Raw genomic sequence first — 20987 nt, forward strand, 5'->3', positions numbered from 1 at the left:
ACCCACGCCGCCTATCTACCCGATGTCGGACCTTCCCGCGGCGGGAGCGGTTCGAGAGGTTCCGCACCGACTTGGGTACGGCGTCAATTTCTCGCGAAATTGGCGCCACTGTCCGGAACTCGCAAAACTCAGCAGCCGGGGCGCTGCGCGTTGGCGGGATCCAGGGCGTTGAACACCAGCTGCTGCGCCGTCCCGTTGTAGGAGATACCGATGTGCTCGGTCAGGTCCACGGCGCAGAAGTCCTGCAGCGTCAGGTTGGTCACGTTGGGGCCCGGTTCCAGGAAAACGGATGTGTAGGGCGTGACCACCTCGTCGAACTTCGTGGCGATGTTGGTGTAGTCCACTCCCGGCACCGTTTCACCGTTCGAGTTCAACTCCGTGATGAAGTCGGAACCCGCCAGTTGCTGCGTGCACGAGGCGCACGGGGGCTGCCCCTCGGGCAGGAAGCCGGCCAACTGGTCGATCCCGTACAGCGTGGTTCCGTGGTTGGAGGGGACGAGAGCGACGAGTGAATCCACCTCGGACGCACCGCCCAGATTCTCGATGTAGTACCTGGGCATCATCCCGCCCTGGGAATGGCCGACGATGTCCACCTCCTCGGCCCCTGTGGCGGCGAGTACCCGGTCGACGAAGCCGCTCAGTTCCCCGGCGGACCGGGTGATCTCGCCGGTGCCCTTGATCGCGCTGTTCGTGCCGCCGCCGTAGTTCAGCGAGAACACGCAGTATCCGCGTTCGGCGAGTTCCGGTGACAGCTCCGCCCAGTTGTCGTACCGGTTCTCGAAGGTACCGTGCACCAGCACCACCGGATCCGGGTGTTCACCACTCGGTTCGCACGAGAAATCGTTCGCTCCAGCGGGTACGGCGTTCGGGTGATGCTGCGAGTACGCGAACGCGCTCAGGAAGTCCTCCTGTCGTGGGCCGGTTTCCGCAGAGGTGCTCTCGGCACTGGAAACACCCGTCATCCCGATCCCGGTGACTGTGACCAGTGCCAGGGCACCCGTTCCTGCCACCAGACCGCGCAGTAGTCGCGCCGCTCGATTCATCCTGGCTCCTCTCGAATTCCCGGCCGTCCGAAGCACGCTGATCGAAAACCGCGTTCGTGCGCAGCGACCGAGGATTTGCAGGGCACCGTTTTCGCGTCGACTCCGAAACCCACACTTGGTTTTCACGTAGGACGGCGCCGAGTCGTTGGCCGCGTGAAACGGTCGTTGGCCGCGTGAAACGGCGAATTGAGCATCCGAGTACGGCGGGAATCGGTTCAATGCCCTGAACGAGTGGAAAGCGACCGGCAGGACCGGATCGCTTGCTTTTTTGTTATTTCGCGGACAATTCCGGATTCCGGTTATGGCAACCGAGTGCCAACAACGTGGTTTCGCGCACCTGAGTGAGTCCGGTGCGGACGCTGGTTGTTACCGGGATTATGGATCGTGGCCCGCACAACGGTTTCCGGTTGTGTGGAGGTCCCTGTGCCAGTAGCTTGCCGCCACGGGCTTCGGCGAGGCCAGGGCCGGAGCGTTCGGGAGTCGCGTGTGGACCGGATGTGTCGATTCCGATTTCCGTCCCGTTTCGGCGCACCGGTCGCGAGTGCTCCGTTGCCGGAAAGGGTTCTCGCGAGATCCCGTTCACGATTTCGACCTGCCGGAGGTGTCGGCATCCGATGACGAGCCCCCATCAGCTGATCCCATGACAGCGCCCTCCAACAGCACAGCCCGCGTCGAAACGGGTCCGGGACGGCCCCCCGCGATGGTGCTGGCCGTGGTGGCGTTCGTCGGCTTCGTCACGGCGCTGGACAACACGATCATCGCGGCCGCCGCGCCCTCCGTGGGACGTGACCTGGGAATCGGCCTCGCGACACTGCAGTGGGTCAGTATCGCCTACATGCTGCCCTATGCCGGGTTGGTGTTGGTCGCGGGAACCGTGCTCGACCGACTAGGAGACCGTGCGCTGCTGGCCGGTTTCGGCGCGTTCGCCGCCGGAGCCGTGGTCTGCGGCGCGGCCGGGAGTGCCGCCCCGTTGTTGCTGGGACGCACTTGCCAGGGAGTAGCCGCCGCCTTCATCGTGCCGGGAACCCTGCGACTGCTGCGCACCGAACTGCCGGAACGGCTTCGTGCCACCGCCGCAGCCATCTGGACGGCGGCCTTGGCCGCCGCGCTGGCACTCGGTCCATGGCTGGGGGGTGTGGTTTCGCAGTATCTGCACTGGAGCTGGATCTTCTACGGCAATCTGCCGTTCGTGCTGCCCGCCGTGGTGTTGGTCTCGCTCGGCACCTCGCAACGAGACCGGCGACGCGCCGCGAAGGTGCGCCTCCCCGCCGCGCTGGCCGTGACCACCGGACTGGTGCTGCTGACATCGGCACTGGTGACGGCTTCGAAAACCGATGCCGGTGCCTCGTGGGCAGTGCCGTTGGGAGCGCTCGGCGCACTACTGTTGGCGGGATTCGTGTTCAGTGAGCGCCGCGCACCCGATCCCCTGGTTCCCCCGCGGCTGCTGCGCGGGCGAGTCTTCCCGGGAGCCAACGTGCTGTTGCTGCTGTGGGGTCTCGGCATCAGCGGCGTTGTTTTCTTCACCCCGCTGGTGCACCAGAGCTATCTCGGCCTGGACCCCGGTACGGCGGGTCTCCCACTGGTGGTGGTCGCGTTCGGGGTGACCGTCGCGGCCCCACTGGTGGGGCCGGCGGCCCGCGGCTTCGGAACGCATCGGATGGTCGCCTGCGGGCTCGGTGTGGTCGCGCTGGGACTGTTCGGGCTGGCCGCGGTCAACACCGTCACCGCGATACTCCCGCGCGTCCCGGCGCTGTTGTTGATCGGTGCGGGCTCGGCCTTCACCGCTCCGATCACCTCCCACGCGTTGGACCGCAGCGACGAGGACGACGCGGGGACCGCTTCCGGGGTGCTCACCGCCTCACGGGAACTGTCCAGCGCTTTCGGGGTGGCCGTTGTCGGTCTGGTCGTTTCCACCGTACTGCGGCACCGAATCGCTACCGGCAGCCCGGAACCGGCCGCGCTGGCCGCGGGCTACACGTACGGCGTCCTGCTCGCGGCCTTCCTACAGGTGATCGCGGCGGTACTGGCCTGGCCACTGCTGCGACCCGCCTCCCCCGGGAGCCCCGATCCAGGTGTGCGACCGACCAGTCGAGTGAAGAATTCGAGGCGATGAGCTCTTGTCGATACGAAGAACCTTACGCGGCGCCGGACGAGTACTCGCGATGTCACTCGTACTGGTGCTCTCGCAGTTGCCCGGCGCCACCGTGCCCGGGGTCGCAGCAGGCTCCGACAGTGCCAACGGCCCCGACACCGAGCTTTTCTCCGCCGGAGTGCCGTCCTGGGTGCACGATGGTTTCGGGGCGCGTGGCGAGCCCGCCGACAACGGTGCGCGGATCGTGTCGCGCAACTGGGTGGGGCAACGAGCGCTGGATCTGGGAATCCGGTCCCCTTCGCTGGCGGACGTCGGGATGGTGCGGGTGCTGCTGCCTCCCGGCTGGCGCGAGCAGCCCTCGCGAGAATGGCCGGTGCTCTATCTGCTGCACGGCTGCTGCGAGCCCGCCGACTACCGATCGTGGACCGAGTTCACCGATGTCCGCCGGTTCGTCGCCGACAAACCCGTCATGGTGGTCATGCCCAGTGACGGCTCCGCGGGGATGTACAGCCAGTGGCGCAACTTCGGAGTGGCCACCGTCCCGGACTGGGAGACCTTTCATCTCACCGAGGTGCGGCAGCTCCTCGAACGCAACTACAACGCCGGGACCCGCAGAGCGGTCGCCGGGGTCTCCATCGGTGGTTTCGGGGCGATGCACTACGCCTTCCGGCATCCGGACATGTTCCGGGCGGCGGCCTCCTACAGCGGCATGCTCCACACCACCGGTCCGTTCGTGCCCGAGATCGTCAAGGGCATCCTCATCCGCGAGGGATACTACGACTGGAAGGCACTCTGGGGAGACGACCGGAACAACCGGGAGTTGTGGCGCGCTCACAACCCCTACAGCAACGTGGGCGCGCTGCGCGGCACCGATCTCTACGTGTCCGGTGGCAACGGTGTCAGTGGGTCGTTGGATCCGAGACCGAAGTTCGACGTTCTCGAACCGGCGGCGCTGTACACCTCGAAGTTCTTCGTGCGTAAGCTGCGGGCCAACGGCATACCCGTGACGACGGACTTCTACGGCCGGGGTACGCACAGCTGGCCGTACTGGGAACGCGCACTGCACCGTTCATGGTCGATGCTCACCGCGGACCTCTACCGGTAACCGGGAGGCGTGTCCACCGCGAAGTCGTGGTGCGTGATCGCGAAGTCGTGGTGCGTGATCGCGAAGTCGTGGTGCACGACGATTTCGCGAGAAATTGACGAAAGGTGCCCTCGGCAGGACTCGAACCTGCGACACCCGCCTCCGGAGGGCGGTGCTCTATCCGCTGAGCTACGAGGGCTTTGCTGTTGGACTTCCCAAAGCCTAACCCATGCCGCGCCGGGGTTCGAGGGTGGGGGTGATCGGGAAGTCGTGGCTGCCCTCGCGGTGGCCCGTGTCTCTTCGTCGCTCCGCTCCCGCGTGTTCGGCTCGGAGCTGCTCAGCGTGCCCACGCGGACTCCCGGTCACTCGTAGTGCGCGATTCGTGGGGCGAATTCGGGTGTTCCGCTCGTTCGCCGCGGGTATCCGACGCCGGGTGGCACCGACCGCCTGTCTCGGGTCGGTCCTCCCACTGGGGATTTTCTCGTGACGGAAGTCACCCGTGCGGTGCGTGTTTCTTGTTGCGTCGACTTATGCGTATGTCACTATGTGTTCCGTCGGAAGCCATTCGGGAGGTGCGGCAGTGGGACACGGTCACGGACACGGCGGAACCGGTGAAGCGGTCGCCAGTGCCTCGGGGCGTTATGTGCGCAGACTCGCGCTTTCCCTGCTCGTGCTGCTGGCGTTCCTGGTCGTCGAAGTGGTCGTCGGCTTCATGACCTCCTCGCTGGCCCTGCTCTCGGACGCCGGCCACATGCTCACCGACGTGCTCGGCATCGGAATGGCCCTGGCCGCCATCACCGCCGCGCGTCGGACCTCGGGATCCAGGAGCACCTTCGGGCTCTACCGGGTGGAGGTCCTGGCGGCCCTGGCCAATGCCGTGCTGCTGTTCGGCGTGGCGGGATACATCCTCTACGAGGCGATCGGGCGGCTGGCGCGACCTCCGGAGGTTCCGGGCCTGCCGATGATGCTCACCGCCGCGGCCGGGTTGGTGGCCAACCTCGTGGTGTTCGCGCTGCTGCGACACGGCGCGGAGGAGAGTCTCAACGTGCGCGGGGCTTACCTGGAGGTGCTCGCCGATACGGTCGGTTCGGTCGGTGTGCTGATCGGCGGTGCGCTCACCTGGGCTTTCGGGTGGGGGCTGGCGGATCCGATCGTGGCCGTGGCTGTGGGGCTGTTCGTGCTGCCCCGCACCTACAAGCTGGCGCGGCAGGCATTGCGAATTCTGGTGCAACAGGCACCGGAGGGGGTCGACGTCGAGCGGATGCACGGTGATCTCGTCGACATCGAGCCGGTGACCGAGGTGCACGATCTGCACGTGTGGACACTGACCTCCGGCATGGAGGTTGCCTCGGCACACCTCACCACGGTCTCCGAAGCCGACCACTGCGACGTGCTGGCCAGTGCGCAGCGACTGCTTTCCGAGCGTTACCACATCGAACACGCCACCCTGCAGATCGAACCGCGCGACCGCACCACCGGCTGTCATTCTCTCAGATGGTGAGACAATGTTCGTCCGGTCCGTTCCGGATCCCACTGTCCCGGCCACCCGCTCGTTAACCAGCGGCATTGCTTTCTTAGACTTCATCAGGTGACACCAGCCGCGCTTGCCGAACTCGTCCGAACGACCGCTGCCGACGTCCTGTCCGCCCGAGGGGTGGACACCTCGGTGCTGCCGGAGAAGGTCACGGTTGAGCGCCCCCGAAACCCGGAGCACGGCGACTACGCGACCAACCTGGCCATGCAGGTCGCCAAACCCGCCGGTCTCAACCCCCGGGAACTGGCGGGCTGGCTCGCCGAATCGCTCGCGCAACGCGACGAGATCACCTCCGCCGAGGTGGCGGGACCCGGTTTCCTCAACCTCCGGCTCGCCGCCGACGCCCAGGCGGCCATCGTCCGCGACGTGCTGACCAGCCAGGCGGCCTTCGGTGCGGGTGAGCTCTACAGCGGACTGCGGGTCAACCTGGAATTCGTCTCGGCCAACCCGACCGGGCCCATTCACCTGGGGGGAAGCCGTTGGGCCGCGGTCGGTGACGCGCTCGGACGCGTCCTCACGGCGCAGGGCGCCGAGGTGACCAGGGAGTACTACTTCAACGACGCCGGTGCGCAGATCGACCGCTTCGTGCGTTCCCTCGTCGCCACCGCGCGGGGCGAGGAGATCCCCGAGGACGGTTACGGCGGGGAGTACATCGCCGAGATCGCCTCCGAGGTCGTGAACTCCCGCTCGGACGACGTGCTCGCGTTGCCCGCCGAGGAGCGCGACGAGGTGTTCCGCCGGGTCGGCGTCGGACTCATGTTCGACGAGATCAAGCGCAGCCTGCACGAGTTCGGTACCGATTTCGACGTCTTCTTCCACGAGGATTCGCTGCACAACTCCGGCGCGGTCGCCGAATGCGTTCAGTGGCTCAAGGATTCCGGTAACCTCTACCACGCCGAGGGCGCATGGTGGTTGCGTTCCTCCGAGTTCGGTGACGACAAGGACAGGGTCGTCATAAAGAGCGACGGCGCGCCCGCCTACATCGCGGGTGACATCGCCTACCTGCGGGACAAGAGCGACCGCGGTTTCCAACTCTGCCTGTACATGCTCGGTGCGGACCACCACGGCTACGTCTCCCGGCTGAAGGCGGCCGCGGCGGCGATGGGGCAGGACCCCGACTCGGTGGAGGTCCTCATCGGTCAGCTGGTCAACCTGGTCCGGCACGGCGAGCCGGTAAGGATGAGCAAACGCGCGGGCACGGTCGTCACGCTCGAGGACCTCGTCGAGGCGGTCGGAGTGGACGCGGCTCGCTACTCCCTGATCCGTTCCTCGGTCGACTCGGCCGTGGACATCGACCTCGACCTCATCAGCAAACACACCAACGAGAACCCGGTCTTCTACGTGCAGTACGCGCACGCCAGGCTTTCCTCGTTGCAGCGCAACGCGCTTTCACTCGGTATCGACCGGGGTGACGTCGAGGCCGCGGACCTGGCGCTGCTCACGCACGACCGGGAAGGCGATCTGATCCGTACGCTGGGCGAGTTCCCCAGGGTGGTCCGCTCGGCCGCGGAGCTGCGCGAGCCGCACCGCGTGGCCCGCTACCTGGAGGACCTGGCCAGCGCTTACCACCGCTTCTACGACTCCTGCCGCGTCCTGCAGCCAGGGGACGACCAGCCGGGGCCGTTGACCATCGCCCGGCTGCAGCTCTGCGAAGCGGCCCGCCAGGTGTTGGCGAACGGCCTGAGCCTGCTCGGTGTCAGTGCTCCCGAACAGATGTAGAGGAGGCGCATGATGCGCGCCCATCCAGCCGGGCCGAGGCACGCCGACGTCGCCGTGAACGCCGATGCCGCCGGCCCCGCCCCCTCCTCGCTGGAGGAGACCAATCGGCTGCACCCCGCCGTCTGGCCCCGCAACGCGACCCGGGGCGCCGACGGGGTGACCACCATCGCCGGATGCGATGTCCGTGAACTGGCCGAGCAGCACGGCACGCCGCTGTTCGTGCTCGACGAGGACGACTTCCGCACCCGGTGCCGGGAGTACACCGCCGCGTTCGGTGACCCCGCCGCGGTGCACTACGCCGCCAAGGCGTTCCTGTGTACCGAGGTGGCCCGCTGGGTCGACCAGGAAGGCCTCGGGCTGGACGTCTGCAGCGGTGGCGAACTGCGGGTGGCGCTGCGAGCCGGTTTCCCACCGGAGCGCGTCGCGATGCACGGCAACAACAAGTCCACCGCGGAGTTGGCCTCGGCGCTCGAAGCCGGTGTCGGCGCGATCGTGCTCGACTCGTTCCACGAGATCGCCAGACTGGAGCACCTCGCCGCCGAGCACAGCACCCGCCAGCGGGTGATGATCCGGCTGACCGTAGGTGTGGAGGCACACACCCACGAGTTCATCGCCACCGCGCACGAGGACCAGAAGTTCGGTTTCTCACTCGCCTCCGGCGACGCCGCCGAAGCGGCGCGCCGGGTGCTGAAGTCGGACTCACTGCTGTTGGTGGGGCTGCACAGCCACATCGGCTCGCAGATATTCGACGACAACGGTTTCGAACTGGCGGCGCACCGAGTGGTCGGTCTGCTGGCCGAACTGCGTGCCGAACACGGTGAACAGGCGCTGGAGACGGTCGGAACGGTGGACCTCGGCGGGGGCCAGGGCATCGCCTATACCGCCGACGACGATCCGCTGCCGCCCGCCGAACTCGCCGCCGGGCTGCACGAGATCGTGCGCAAGGAGTGCGCGGCGGCGGGGTTCGACCCGCCTCGGATAGCCGTGGAACCGGGCCGTGCCATCGTGGGCCCCGGTACGGTCACGCTCTACGAAGTGGGCACGATCAAGGACGTCGCACTCGACGGCGGGGCTTCCCGCCGCTACATAAGCGTCGACGGCGGTATGAGTGACAACATCCGCACTTCGCTCTACGACGCCGCGTACGACTGCCGACTGGTCTCCCGTGCGGGGGAACGGAACGGTGTGTTGTCCCGCATCGTGGGCAAACACTGCGAATCCGGCGATGTGGTGGTGCGCGACAGCTGGATGCCCGAGGATGTCGCACCGGGGGATCTGGTGGCGGTGGCCGCCACCGGTGCGTACTGCTACGTGATGGCCAGCAATTACAACCGACTCCCCAAGCCCGCGGTCGTCGCGGTACGCGACGGGCAGTCGCGGTTGTTGCTACGCAGGGAGACCGAGGACGACCTGCTTCGCCTGGAGGTGTGAGTGATCGAGGATCGGGAACCGATCAGGGTGGCGCTGCTGGGCTGCGGCACCGTCGGCACCGAGGTGGTGCGCCTGCTGCAGGAGCATCCCACCGAGTACGCCGCTCGAACCGGTGCGCCGGTTCGCGTCACCGGAGTGGCGGTACGTCGTCCGCACAAGCACCCCGATGTACCCGAGCAGCTGCTGACCACGGACGCCGCCGCCCTGGTCGAGGGCAGCGCGGACGTGGTCGTGGAGCTGATCGGCGGTATCGAACCCGCGCGTTCGCTGTTGCTGGCCGCGCTGCGCGCGGGCAAGTCCGTGGTGACCGCCAACAAGGCACTGCTGGCCGAGCACGGCTCGGAACTGTACGCGGCCGCCGACGCCAACGGGGTGGACATCTACTTCGAGGCGGCGGTGGCCGGGGCGATTCCGCTCCTTCGTCCGCTGCGGGAGTCGCTGGCGGGCGACCGCATCAACCGGGTGACCGGGATCGTCAACGGCACCAGCAACTACATCCTCTCCGCCATGGACTCCACGGGCGCCGGTTACGAGGAGACGCTGGAAGAGGCGAACCGGCTCGGTTACGCCGAGGCCGATCCCACCGCCGACGTCGACGGATTCGACGCCGCCTCCAAGGCCGCCATCCTGGCTTCACTGGCCTTCCACACCAGGGTCGGTGCCGGTGACGTCCACCGGGAGGGGATATCGGGTATCGGGGCCGGGGACATCGAGGCGGCCCGTTCGCTGAACCGCACGGTCAAGCTACTGGCCATCTGCGAGCGCGTGATCGACGAGGACGGCACCGAATCCGTCTCGGCCCGCGTTCATCCGGCCATGATTCCGCGTGATCACCCGCTGGCCGGGGTCGGTGGGGCGTTCAACGCGGTCTTCGTAGAGGCCGAGTCGGCGGGTCAGCTCATGTTCTACGGTCAGGGAGCCGGGGGTGCTCCCACCGCCAGCGCGGTGCTGGGCGACCTCGTCGCCGCCGCTCGCAACGTGGTGGTTTCGGGCAAGGGGCCGCGGGAGTCCGCGCACGCGCAGCTTCCCGCGCGTTCCATGGACTGGACTCCCACGCGTTATCACATCAGTCTGGACGTGGCCGACCGACCGGGTGTGCTCTCCCAGGTGGCTGCCACGTTCAACGAGCACGACGTCAGTATCTCCGTGGTTCGGCAGCAGGGCCGGGGCGCCGATGCCAGCCTCGTGGTGGTTACCCACACCGCCGCGGACTCCGCGCTGCGCGCCACCGTGGAACAGATCGCACGGCTCTCCTCGGTCAACGAGGTCGCCAGCGTTATGCGTGTGGAGGGTGAACCGTCTTGACCTCGCAAGCACAACTCGCGGCCTCCGGGGAAGGCACCGGTTGGCGTGGGATCATCGAAGCCTACGGTGACCGGATCGGCGTTCCCGACGAGGCCGAGGTGGTGAGCCTGCACGAGGGCAACACCCCGCTTGTGCCTGCCCCGTACCTGTCGGAACTGACCGGTTGCCGGGTCCTCGTCAAGGTCGAGGGCGCCAATCCGACCGGTTCGTTCAAGGACCGCGGTATGACGGTGGCGATGACCCACGCCAAGGCCGCGGGCATGCGTGCCGTGATCTGTGCCTCCACCGGAAACACCTCCGCCTCCGCGGCGGCCTACGCCACCCGTGCCGGGATGACCTCGGCCGTGCTCGTGCCGCAGGGCAAGATCGCCATGGGGAAGCTCGCCCAGTCCGTGGTGCACGGCGCGCGGATCCTGCAGGTGCGAGGGAGCTTCGACGACTGCCTGGAGCTTGCGCGTAAAACAGCGGCGGAGTACCCGGTGACGCTGGTCAACTCCGTCAATCCGGTTCGGCTGGCCGGTCAGCGGACGGCCGCTTTCGAGATCTGCGACGCGCTCGGCACGGCACCGGACGTGCACTGCCTGCCGGTGGGCAACGCGGGAAACATCACAGCTTACTGGGCCGGCTACAGCCAGTACGCCGACGAGGGGCTCAGCGACCGCACGCCGGCGATGTTCGGTTTCCAGGCCGCGGGCGCCGCGCCACTGGTTTCCGGTGAGCCCGTCGCCTCGCCCGAGACCGTGGCCACCGCCATCCGGGTCGGCAGCCCGGCCTCCTGGACCGGGGCGGTGGACGCCAAGAACGCCTCGAACGGGTTGTTCGAGGCGATCACCGACGAGCGGATTCTGGACGCCTACCGGCTGCTGGCCTCGAAGGAGGGCGTTTTCGTGGAACCCGCCTCGGCTTCGAGTATCGCCGGGCTGCTCGCCACCTCGGCCGACGGCCGGTTACCGAGTGGTTCCACGGTGGTGTGCACGGTCACCGGACACGGCCTCAAAGACCCGGACACCGCGTTGGCGGACATGGTGGAGGTCGAGCCCCTACCGGTCGATCCGGACGCGGTGGCAACGGCTCTGGAGCTGTCTTGAGTTCCGGTACCGTCCTTCCTTCCGGTTACGACGCCGAATCGGCCACGAGCGGAACGGACGCCGCTTTCCGGGTGACCGTGCCTGCTTCCACCGCGAATCTCGGTTCGGGGTTCGACACGCTGGCCATGGCGTTGGCTATGCACGACGTAGTGGAGATCACCCGCACGGATGCCGCCCCGCGGACCGCGCGTGTCGAGGTCACCGGTTCCGGGGCCGGTGAGGTACCCACCGACGAGAGTCATCTGGTGGTTCGGGTGCTGCACGCGACCATGGATCGGCTCGGTGTGGCACCACCCGCGCTGCGGCTGCGTTGTACGAACGCCGTGCCGCACGCGCGGGGGCTCGGTTCGTCCGCGGGCGCGATCGTCGCCGGGGTGGCGGCCGGTTACCGGCTGGCCGGGCTCGACGTTCGAGCCGAAGGGGTTCGTCCGGAGGCGTTGCGACTGGCTGCCTCCTACGAGGGACACGCCGACAATGTCGCCGCGGCGCTGTTCGGCGGGCTGGTTGTCGCGTGGAATGTGGAAAATCGTTACCGATCCGTTCGACTGGAACCCCATTCGGAGTTGAATCCGGTGGTGTTCATCCCCAGTGCGGAATCCGCTACCCACACGATGCGGGGATTGTTGCCGGAGAAGGTGCTTCACTCCGACGCGGTGTTCGCCGCCGGACGCACGGCTCTGGCCGTGCACGCGTTGACCACCGAGCCGGAGCTGCTGCTCGAGGCCACGGAGGACCGGCTGCACCAGGAGTATCGCGGGCCCGCGATGCCGGAAACGCTGGAACTCGTGCACCGGCTCCGGAATAGCGGCGTGCCCGCCGTTGTTTCCGGGGCGGGACCCACCGTGTTCGCCCTGCCACCCGGCGGTGAGCTTCCCGAGCCTGCGGTGGCGGGGAACTTCGAGGTCAGGCGACTGGATGTGGAGCGGACCGGCGTGTGGGTCGACCGAATGGGTTGACCGGGGCGCGATGGACCGGGGCGCGATGGAGTGACCAGGGCGCGGCGGTCACCGGTGGTGTCCGTCGCTCGTCCTCGGGGGCGGTGTCACCGGCCTTAGCTCGTTCCCGGTCGGCTGTTCCCGAGAGGTTTCCCGGCAGGTGTGTCGGGTGGTGGCTCCCGATCGGGGCCGGGTCGTGGTGGCCGGTGTTTCGAGTGGTATAAAGGAAATGTCGGCATCGCCGTCGTCGGATCGTCGGTCCCGCGAGGCCCGGGGCACGGTAGCCGCGGCCGGTGAATCCCCGTGCTGTCGCACCGGGTTCGTGGTTCGGCGGGGGAGACCGACAAACATGTGACCGGGTAGGGGCGCTCCAGCGGCGGGCGTGTCATGCTCTTGGTTGTTGCACCGGAGTGACTCGGCGTATACCCTCAAGGTCAATCAGTCACCGGGCGCATCGGCGCCGGTGCCTTGCCCGGGAGCTTCTTTCCGGGATGCATCCCTCGCTGTGAATCGACTACACCTTCCGGGTGAAGATCAGGATGGCGAGTGGCCGAGCGCGGTGGCCGAGGCAAGAGTTGTCAACTCAATGGGGTTCGCGTCGTCGAGTCGAACTTCACGCAGTTGCCGGTGTCGGACTGGGAGCTCTGGCGTTACGGATTGTGGTTCCGCACGGCAGTCACGAACAACTCGGTGACCACAGTGGAGGCTTCGGCCTCGCTGGCCACCGTATTCCGCGACCGTACGGGATCGCACTCCGAACGGGCAGTGCGGACCTCGTCGTCACCGGTCGATTCGGTGAGTCCGGTAACGAGTGAGCAGCAAGGCATGCATCCGGGAGTGGTGAACGAACACGGTCACGGTTGTTCCGGCAGGTGGTGGTACCGCTGTGGACGAGTGATATCACCACGGGTGCGCGAGTCGGGCGTCTCCGCTGCCCGGTGCTGCCGGTTTTCGAGTGGGTGCCGACACCACGCGCGCCGGGTGTCCTCGTCGAGTTCATTCGATAAAGGGGCCGGTAGCACTACAAGGCCGCTCGCGTTCGCAGCGAGCGGGGTAATCCGCTGGGCCGCGTAGGAGGCGCGGATCCGGTCAGGAAGGACATTCGTGAGCAACACCGATCTGTTGAGCAGCGAGACGACCAACGGCGTCTCTCCGTCCGGCGGGCAGGAGTCCGATTCGCAGCAGGCAGCCTCCGGATCAGGAACCAACGGCAGCGCACGCCGCCGGGGTGGCCTGTCGGGCATGGTGCTCGCCGAACTGCGGCAACTCGCCGGCGAATTGGGGATCGACACCACGGGCCTGCGCAAGGGCGACCTGATCACCGCGATCAAGGAGCGTCAGGGAGGTGCCGCCGCGCCGCGCCAAGCGGAGTCCGGCACCCGTCAGCCGACTCTCGACCAGCAGGCGGCCCCGGAGGACAACACTCAGGACACCGAGAACCAAGGCCCCAAGGGGCAGCAGGCCAAGGGCCGAGGCGGCAGGGATCAGGGCGCCGGGAACCGCACAGCGGAACGGACGTCCGGCAAACCCGCCGCGGGCTCGCCCTCCGATAAGGACGATGACCGGGACTCGGCCACCGAATCCGGCACCGGCACCGAGAAACGTTCCAACGGTTCCGCGCCGAACCGGGGCGGTTCGCGTCGTTCCGGTAACGACGGATCCGGCGAGGAAGGACGTCGGAACAACCGTCGTCGCCGCTCCTCGCAGCGTTCGTCCGGCAACCAGGATCAGGACGAGCGCGGCGATCGCAACGAGCGGGGCGGCGCGGACGGCGGCGGTCGGGCGGAACGCACCGACAACCGCCAGGATCGTCAGGACGGCAATACCGGTGACAGGCAGGAGAGCCGCCGGGACGGTCGTGGCGACAACAACCGCAACGACAACAACCGGCAGGACGACGAGGACCGCGGCAACAGGCGCAGTCGTCGTTTCCGGGACCGCAGACGTGGCCGTGGTCGTGGGGACAACGAGCCCGAGGTGCGTGACGACGACGTGCTGCTGCCCGTGGCGGGCATCCTCGACGTGCTGGAGAACTACGCGTTCGTCCGGACCTCCGGCTACCTCGCGGGACCCAATGACGTCTACGTCTCGCTCTCGCTCGTCCGCAAGTACGGCTTGCGTCGTGGCGACGCCCTCAAGGGCGTGGTTCGGCAGCCTCGCGAGGGAGAGCAGCAACGGCAGAAGTTCAACCCGTTGGTGCGGGTCGACGCCATCAACGGTCTGGAGCCGGAGGCCGCCAAGAAGCGTTCGGAGTTCCACAAGCTCACTCCGCTCTACCCCAACGAACGGCTCCGCCTGGAAACCGACCCGCAGGGTATGACCAGCAGGGTCATCGACCTGGTCATGCCGGTCGGCAAGGGGCAGCGGGCACTGATCGTCTCCCCGCCGAAGGCGGGCAAGACGATGATCCTGCAGTCGATCGCCAACTCGATCACCACGAACAACCCCGAGTGCCATCTGATGGTCGTGCTCGCGGACGAGCGGCCCGAAGAGGTCACCGACATGCAGCGCTCGGTCAAGGGTGAGGTCATCGCCTCCACTTTCGACCGTCCGCCGTCGGACCACACCACTGTCGCCGAGCTCTCCATCGAACGTGCCAAGCGTCTGGTCGAGATGGGACACGACGTGGTGGTGCTGTTGGACTCGATCACGCGTCTCGGGCGTGCCTACAACCTCTCCGCGCCGGCGTCCGGCCGGATCCTGTCCGGTGGTGTGGACTCCACGGCGCTGTATCCGCCCAAGCGGTTCCTGGGCGCGGCGCGCAACATCGAGAACGGCGGCTCACTGACCATTTTCGCCACTGCGCTGGTGGAAACCGGTTCCGCCATGGACACCGTGATTTTCGAGGAGTTCAAGGGAACCGGCAACGCCGAGCTCAAGCTCGACCGCAAGCTGGCCAACAAGCAGCTGTTCCCGGCGGTGGACGTGGACGCCTCCAGCACTCGTAAGGACGAGCTGCTGATGTCGTCCGACGAGCTGGCCGTGCACCAGAAGTTGCGCCGGGTGCTGGCAGCGTTGGACACGCAGCAGGCGCTCGAACTGGTCCGGGACCAGTTGCGCAAGACCCGTACCAACATCGAGTTCCTCACCCAGGTCGCCAAGACCACTCCGGGCAAGGAGGAAGAGTAGGGAAGCGTGCGGCACGGGCCGTCCCGGTGGTGCGGCGAGCCACCGGAAGGCGGTTCCCGCCGCTTCTCGGCGATGCCGAAGTTACGTCGCGGCACCGGCCCGGACCACCCGGGGTGCACGGTGCCGTGACGAAACTCGCCTCCTCCGGGAATACCCGCGCTGCCTCGGGCGTTGCCGAGCAGCGGTCCCCGGTCTGACAGAATCGGGAGCTGTTCCGGTGCCGGTTCACCTCCGGTTGACGCCGCGAGGACCCGGTGCCACGAAGAGAGGACGAGCCATGAAGAGCGACATTCACCCCGAGTACGTGGAGACCCAGGTCGTCTGCGACTGCGGGCACAGCTTCACCACCCGCAGCACCAAGACCAGCGGGCACATCAGCGTCGAGGTCTGCTCCAACTGCCACCCGTTCTACACGGGCAAGCAGAAGATCCTGGACACCGGCGGCCGCGTGGCCAAGTTCGAGGCTCGGTACGGTCGTCGTCCGCAGAACGCTCGCACCAAGAAGTAGCCGGGTCCGCGGCGCCCGCCGTTTTCGACAACGTGGCGGGCGCCGTTCTTGTATCGGACTCGTAGCGAAAGTGGGGAGCACCGTGGAGACGTCGAGGCTCGAGGAGTTGCTCGCCGAGTACACCGAGCTTGAAGGGCGGCTCGCGGATCCGGACGTCCATGCCGACCAGGCGCGGGCCCGTAAACTCGGTAAGCGACATGCCGAACTGACTCCGATCGTGCGTACGGCGCGGGAGCTCGAGAACGCCCGCTCCGACCTGGCCACCGCACGTGAACTCGCCGCCGAGGACCCCGGTCTGGCAAGTGAGGCCGACCAGCTCGAACAGCGGATTCCGGAGCTGGAGGACAGACTCGCCGAACTGCTGGCTCCGCGTGACCAACGCGACGGATCCGATGTCGTGTTGGAGATCAAGTCCGGCGAGGGCGGCGAGGAGTCGGCACTGTTCGCCGGAGATCTGCTCCGAATGTATCTGCGGTTCGCGGAGCGGCAGGGCTGGCATGCCGAGATACTCGGCGCCACCGAATCCGACCTCGGCGGGTACAAGGACGTCATCGCCACGGTCAAGTCCAAGGGCGAACCCGGTCTCGAAGGAGTCTGGTCCAAGCTCAAGTTCGAGGGCGGGGTGCACCGGGTGCAACGTGTTCCCGTCACCGAGTCGCAGGGACGAGTACACACCTCAGCGGCGGGCGTGCTGGTTTATCCCGAGCCGGAGGAGGTCGAGGTCGAGGTCGACGAGAAGGACCTGCGCATCGACGTCTACCGCTCATCGGGTCCGGGCGGGCAGAGCGTGAACACGACCGACTCCGCGGTACGCATCACACACCTTCCCTCGGGTGTCGTGGTGGCCTGCCAGAACGAGAAGTCGCAGCTGCAGAACAAGCTGCGCGCCATCCAGGTGCTGCGCGCTCGGCTGCAGGCCATGGCCGAGGAAGAGGCCGAACGCGAGGTCGCGGAGACACGACGCAGTCAGGTCCGCACCGTGGATCGCTCGGAGCGGGTACGCACCTACAACTTCCCGGAGAACCGGATCTCCGACCACCGCATCAACTTCAAGGCGTACAACCTTGACCACGTGCTCGAAGGCGAGTTGGATTCGGTACTCGGTGCGCTGCGCGAGGCCGATCGGAACGAACGGATGCAGGCCGGGGTCTGATCCGGATCTCCGCCCACTTCGCGTGCCGGAACCCGTGACGCCGTCCGGGTTCGACCACCGGGGACGGCCGTGGCCTCGTTCGAACCGTTCCGAAGTTGTCGGTACAGCGCACGGTGATTCCCGCCGAACTCCCCCCGACGAGCATGCTGAAAGGATCGTTACCACCGTGGAACGAAAGCCGTTGCGGTTGGCCGTCCTGGAAGGCGAGCGCGTGTTGGCGGCGGCGGGGATTCCCAGTCCCCGTGCCGACGTGGAGTCACTCGCGGCGCACCTGCTCGGTGTCGAGCGCCCTCGATTGCTGTTGCTGCCGCCGCTCGAACCCGCCGTGCTCGACTCACTGCACGAGTTGGTACGTCGCAGAGCGGAGCGTGTCCCGCTGCAGCATCTGACCGGTACCGCCGCGTTGGGAAGCACGACGCTCTCCGTCGGCCCAGGGGTGTTCGTCCCTCGCCCGGAGACCGAACAGTTGCTGGAGTGGGCGTTGACCCGGATCCGGTCGGTACACGAGCCCCTCGTGGTGGATCTGTGCACCGGGTCCGGCGCGCTCGCGTTGGCCGTTGCCCAGCAGCGCCCCGATGCTCGGGTGCTTGCCGTGGACAACGATCCCACCACGTTGGAATGGGCTCGACACAACGCCGACGCACTTCGTGTCACCGCGCACACCTCCGTGGAGGTGCTCGCCGGGGATGTCACCGATTCCACCCTGCTCACCGGATTGGACGGGCTCGTCGACCTGGTGCTCTGCAACCCGCCCTACGTGCCGGAAGGCACTCCGGTTCCTCCGGAGGTGTGGGAGTACGACCCGCACGCGGCGGTTTTCGCCGGTCGTGACGGACTCGAGATCGTGCCGCACGTGCTGACGCGTGCCATCGGTCTGCTGCGTCCCGGTGGGGTTCTCGCGGTTGAGCACGATGACACGCACGCCGAGGCCGTACCCGCGCTCATGAACGACAGCGGGGCGCTGGCCGAGGTGCACGATCATTCGGATCTGGCGGGGCGGCCACGTTTCGCCACGGCCGAGAAGAAATCTCATGAACCCTCCGTGAGTCCGTGACGGGACTCGGGTGCGTGCTCGGCCGGTGTGCGCGGTCGGGTGCCCGCACGTGACCGGCGCCTCGCGGCGCGGCGATCTCGCGGGCGGGAGCAGGGGTTTCCTCCCGGAACCGTTGTCGAGCCCGACGAACGCGATCGCCCGGACGTGCCGTCCGATGCGCGGGTGAGGTACCACTCGCAGCCGAGCTTCGGGCACGTGCCAGGATTTGAGACCGTGAGCACGGTCTATGATTGCGGCAGCCCGGACGGGCGTAGTGCAGGCCTGAGCAGGGCTGCGAGTTCGTTGCGCGGCGGTGGGCTGGTTGTCCTGCCGACCGACACGGTTTACGGAATCGGTGCGGACGCTTTCGATCCGGAGGCGGTCCGCGCATTGCTCTCGGCGAAGGGACGTGGCCCCGACATGCCCGTTCCGGTGCTGGTTGGCTCTTGGAACACCGTGGACGGGTTGGTCATGTCCGTGCCGCGGCAGGCCCGGGCACTCATCGAGGCGTTCTGGCCCGGTGGACTCTCGCTGATTCTGCCGCAGGCACCCTCGCTCTCCTGGGATCTGGGGGAGACCCGCGGCACGGTCAATCTCCGGATGCCCCTGCACCCGGTGGCTCTGGATCTGTTGCGCGAGGTCGGCCCCATGGCGGTCTCGAGCGCCAACACCACCGGCAATCCCCCCGCCGCCACCGTGGAACAGGCACGGGAACAGCTCGGTGAGTCCGTCCCGGTCTATCTGGACGGCGGTCCATCCGGCGAACCGGTCGCTTCCACGATCGTGGACCTCACCGGGGACCAGCCGAGGGTGCTGCGTGAAGGAGCGGTGAGTCGGGACGAGCTGGCCGTCGAACTGGGTGTCGAGCTGCCCGCGGAGTAACGGGTCGTTCGTGTCGTACCACTGTTCGTTCGACCCGCTCCTCCCTCGGACGGGTGAATCGTTGCCGCGCGGAATTCGTGTCCCTCTGGGCTGAGCAGGTGATTGACCTGCTGAAACGAGCTCAAGGTGACCTCCCGGGGCCGCCGGTGCGGACCCGCGCGGTGTGCCGCGTCGCTTCTCGATAGCGTGAACGAGCGTGCGCGGCCAGTGGACGACGCTTTCGTTCCGTTCCGTGCGGTCCTCGGCAACGGCGCGTCGGCGCGGTTACGCCGATCTTTTCGTGTTCGTCCCGGAAAATGACGAGGAGCAACCAACGGTGACTGTGCTGTCGTGGGATCAAAGCGGTGTCGTGCGCCACGTTCCCACGCGCGGCTAGGTGGCGACGATGGACACCGTTCCCTCCTGGGCCCCGGTAGGGCTGCCCGCACGCGAGTACCTGCTGGTGTGCCTGACTTCCGCGGCCGTGACTTTCCTGCTCACCGGCCTGATCCGGGTGTTCGCCATTCGCAGCCGGGCTGTGGCGCACCCCCGACGCCGGGACGTGCACTCGACCCCCATCCCCAGGATGGGCGGGGTCGCGATGTACTTCGGCGTGCTCGGCGGCATGTTCCTGGCCGACAACCTGCCCGCTCTCTCCCGCGGGTTCGACTACTCCAACGACGCGCTCGCGGTGATCTTCGCCGGTGGATTGATCACGCTTGTCGGCGCGCTGGACGACCGCTTCGAACTCGATTCGTGGACCAAGCTGGCCGGTCAGGTCACCGCGGCGGGAATCCTGGTGCTGATGGGTGTGCAGTGGTACATGCTGCCCGGCGGTCAGGGTGGTGAGTCCGGTTCGGTACTGGTGCTCAGCGGAAACCAGGGGCAGCTGCTGACGGTGCTGCTGACCGTGGCCATGGTCAACGCCATGAACTTCGTCGACGGGCTGGACGGTCTCGCCTCCGGCATAGGTCTGATCGCCGCCAGTGCGACCTGCGCGTTCTGCCTGGGGCTGCTCAACGACCAGGGCGGAGACGTCACCGCTTATCCTCCGGCGCTCATCGCGGCCACCATAGCTGGCGCCTGCCTCGGCTTCCTGCCGCACAACTTCCAGCCCGCCCGTATCTTCATGGGCGACTCGGGCTCCATGCTGATCGGGTTGATGCTCGCCTCGGCCAGCACCACCGCCGCGGGCAAGATGGATCCCACGAGCCTGGACGCCTTCGGGCTGTTCGCCCCGCTGCTGGTGGTGGCGGCTGTGCTGTTCGTGCCACTGCTCGACCTGAGCCTGGCCGTGGTGCGCAGGACCAGAGCGGGTAAGAGCCCGTTCCACGCCGACAAGATGCACCTGCACCACCGGCTGCTCGAACTGGGGCACTCGCAGCGGCGTGCGGTGCTGCTCATCTACCTGTGGGCGGGTGTGGTCGCGTTCGGTGCGGTCTCGCTCACGCTGTTCGACGATATGCTTCTCGTGGCATGGGCTGTGGGCTTCGCGGTGCTCGTAGCGGGTACCGTATCCGCGATACCCCGAATGAGGACCAAGTAGAACTTCGCGGCGGGAGAGTGATGACGGAAGCGACCGGAACCTCCGACGACACCGACCGGCCCACGGCCGAGGAGACGAATCCGCACGCCCGAACGGTGCGCCGGTTGGCCGCGGCGATGCTTCGCGCCGCCCTACTGCCGGGTGCCCTGGCCGTGCTGTTGTGCACGGTCGTCGCCGCTTTCCTGACAGGGATGCCGGGTCTGTCGGGCGGGTTGATCGGTGGCGCGGTGGCTTTCGGTTCGTCGCTGCTCACGCTGTGGTTGATGCGAAGTACAGCCGATTTTCACCCGATGTTCGTGATGGTCGCCGCGCTCGGCGGCTACATCGGGAAGATGATCGTGCTGTTCGTGGTGGTGACCCTGCTGCGTGGACTCGACTTCGTCCACGTGGAGTCCGTGGCGCTGACGATACTGGTCACGGTCCTGGTGTGGACCGCGGCCGAAGTGCGTGGTTTCCGTAGGACCAGGACCCCCACGATCGCGGTGGCCGACCGCTCCTGAACGGGCCGGTCCGTCCCGGGCGGCGC

16 protein-coding genes and 1 tRNA gene are annotated in these 20987 nt (G+C 67.3%); 15 read left to right on the forward strand and 2 right to left on the reverse strand.

Annotated features, from left to right (window positions below):
* Positions 1-128: 128 nt before the first annotated feature.
* Positions 129-1043 carry an esterase/lipase family protein gene (locus ACOQFL_RS10735; RefSeq protein ID WP_435543987.1) on the reverse strand — a complete coding sequence of 305 codons (915 nt, stop codon included), beginning with the start codon at positions 1041-1043 and terminating at the stop codon, positions 129-131.
* Positions 1044-1683: 640 nt separating this feature from the next.
* Between ACOQFL_RS10735 and ACOQFL_RS10740 the strand changes: the two genes are divergently transcribed.
* Entirely contained in the window at positions 1684-3156 is a 1473-nt protein-coding gene (locus ACOQFL_RS10740) for an MFS transporter (protein ID WP_435543988.1), read from the forward strand.
* A 49-nt stretch (positions 3157-3205) separates the two neighbouring features.
* Positions 3206-4240, forward strand: a complete 1035-nt coding sequence (locus ACOQFL_RS10745) for an alpha/beta hydrolase (RefSeq protein WP_435543989.1) — start codon at positions 3206-3208, stop codon at positions 4238-4240.
* Positions 4241-4345: 105 nt separating this feature from the next.
* Here the strand turns inward: ACOQFL_RS10745 and ACOQFL_RS10750 are convergent.
* A tRNA-Arg gene (locus tag ACOQFL_RS10750) sits at positions 4346-4418 on the reverse strand.
* 381 nt (positions 4419-4799) lie between these two features.
* Between ACOQFL_RS10750 and ACOQFL_RS10755 the strand changes: the two genes are divergently transcribed.
* From ACOQFL_RS10755 to ACOQFL_RS10815, 13 genes are all read left to right on the forward strand, one after another.
* On the forward strand, positions 4800-5720 hold the full coding sequence (locus ACOQFL_RS10755) for a cation diffusion facilitator family transporter (RefSeq protein ID WP_435543990.1): 921 nt from the start codon (positions 4800-4802) through the stop codon (positions 5718-5720).
* Positions 5721-5807: 87 nt separating this feature from the next.
* Positions 5808-7472 (forward strand): arginine--tRNA ligase, encoded by a 1665-nt coding sequence (argS, locus tag ACOQFL_RS10760; RefSeq protein WP_435543991.1) that lies wholly within the window; start codon positions 5808-5810, stop codon positions 7470-7472.
* Positions 7473-7484: 12 nt separating this feature from the next.
* On the forward strand, positions 7485-8903 hold the full coding sequence (gene lysA, locus ACOQFL_RS10765; protein WP_435543992.1) for a diaminopimelate decarboxylase: 1419 nt from the start codon (positions 7485-7487) through the stop codon (positions 8901-8903).
* Positions 8904-10208, forward strand: a complete 1305-nt coding sequence (locus ACOQFL_RS10770; protein ID WP_435543993.1) for a homoserine dehydrogenase — start codon at positions 8904-8906, stop codon at positions 10206-10208.
* Positions 10205-11296 (forward strand): threonine synthase, encoded by a 1092-nt coding sequence (gene thrC, locus ACOQFL_RS10775; protein ID WP_435543994.1) that lies wholly within the window; start codon positions 10205-10207, stop codon positions 11294-11296. The genes ACOQFL_RS10770 and thrC overlap by 4 nt, the downstream gene beginning before the upstream one ends.
* A 71-nt stretch (positions 11297-11367) precedes the next feature.
* Positions 11368-12252: a homoserine kinase gene (gene thrB / locus ACOQFL_RS10780; RefSeq protein WP_435544279.1), complete on the forward strand. Its 885-nt coding sequence runs from the start codon at positions 11368-11370 to the stop codon at positions 12250-12252.
* Between the two features lie 1083 nt (positions 12253-13335).
* Positions 13336-15360 (forward strand): transcription termination factor Rho, encoded by a 2025-nt coding sequence (rho, locus tag ACOQFL_RS10785; RefSeq protein ID WP_435543995.1) that lies wholly within the window; start codon positions 13336-13338, stop codon positions 15358-15360.
* Positions 15361-15637: 277 nt separating this feature from the next.
* Positions 15638-15868: a 50S ribosomal protein L31 gene (gene rpmE, locus ACOQFL_RS10790; protein WP_435543996.1), complete on the forward strand. Its 231-nt coding sequence runs from the start codon at positions 15638-15640 to the stop codon at positions 15866-15868.
* 82 nt (positions 15869-15950) lie between these two features.
* A complete protein-coding gene (prfA, locus tag ACOQFL_RS10795) occupies positions 15951-17021 on the forward strand; it encodes a peptide chain release factor 1 (protein WP_435543997.1) in 1071 nt (356 codons plus the stop codon).
* Between the two features lie 166 nt (positions 17022-17187).
* Complete coding sequence (prmC, locus tag ACOQFL_RS10800; protein ID WP_435543998.1) at positions 17188-18075, forward strand: peptide chain release factor N(5)-glutamine methyltransferase; 888 nt, start codon at positions 17188-17190, stop codon at positions 18073-18075.
* A 213-nt stretch (positions 18076-18288) separates the two neighbouring features.
* On the forward strand, positions 18289-18936 hold the full coding sequence (locus tag ACOQFL_RS10805; protein WP_435543999.1) for an L-threonylcarbamoyladenylate synthase: 648 nt from the start codon (positions 18289-18291) through the stop codon (positions 18934-18936).
* A 385-nt stretch (positions 18937-19321) separates the two neighbouring features.
* Positions 19322-20461: an MraY family glycosyltransferase gene (locus ACOQFL_RS10810; RefSeq protein ID WP_092630386.1), complete on the forward strand. Its 1140-nt coding sequence runs from the start codon at positions 19322-19324 to the stop codon at positions 20459-20461.
* 20 nt (positions 20462-20481) lie between these two features.
* Positions 20482-20961 (forward strand): Cg1360 family ATP-synthase-associated protein, encoded by a 480-nt coding sequence (locus ACOQFL_RS10815; protein WP_435544000.1) that lies wholly within the window; start codon positions 20482-20484, stop codon positions 20959-20961.
* Positions 20962-20987 lie beyond the last annotated feature (26 nt).

Source organism: Actinopolyspora sabaoui (assembly GCF_051225635.1).
GTDB lineage: Bacteria > Actinomycetota > Actinomycetes > Mycobacteriales > Pseudonocardiaceae > Actinopolyspora.

Excerpts from the sequence above, each read along its gene's own strand:
- ACOQFL_RS10810 (WP_092630386.1), top strand. The coding sequence starts at position 19,322 with ATGGACACCGTTCCCTCCTGGGCCCCGGTAGGGCTGCCCGCACGCGAG.
- lysA (WP_435543992.1), top strand. The coding sequence starts at position 7,485 with ATGCGCGCCCATCCAGCCGGGCCGAGGCACGCCGACGTCGCCGTGAAC.
- ACOQFL_RS10815 (WP_435544000.1), top strand. The coding sequence starts at position 20,482 with ATGACGGAAGCGACCGGAACCTCCGACGACACCGACCGGCCCACGGCC.
- ACOQFL_RS10740 (WP_435543988.1), top strand. The coding sequence starts at position 1,684 with ATGACAGCGCCCTCCAACAGCACAGCCCGCGTCGAAACGGGTCCGGGA.
- rpmE (WP_435543996.1), top strand. The coding sequence starts at position 15,638 with ATGAAGAGCGACATTCACCCCGAGTACGTGGAGACCCAGGTCGTCTGC.
- ACOQFL_RS10745 (WP_435543989.1), top strand. The coding sequence starts at position 3,206 with ATGTCACTCGTACTGGTGCTCTCGCAGTTGCCCGGCGCCACCGTGCCC.
- ACOQFL_RS10735 (WP_435543987.1), bottom strand. The coding sequence starts at position 1,043 with ATGAATCGAGCGGCGCGACTACTGCGCGGTCTGGTGGCAGGAACGGGT.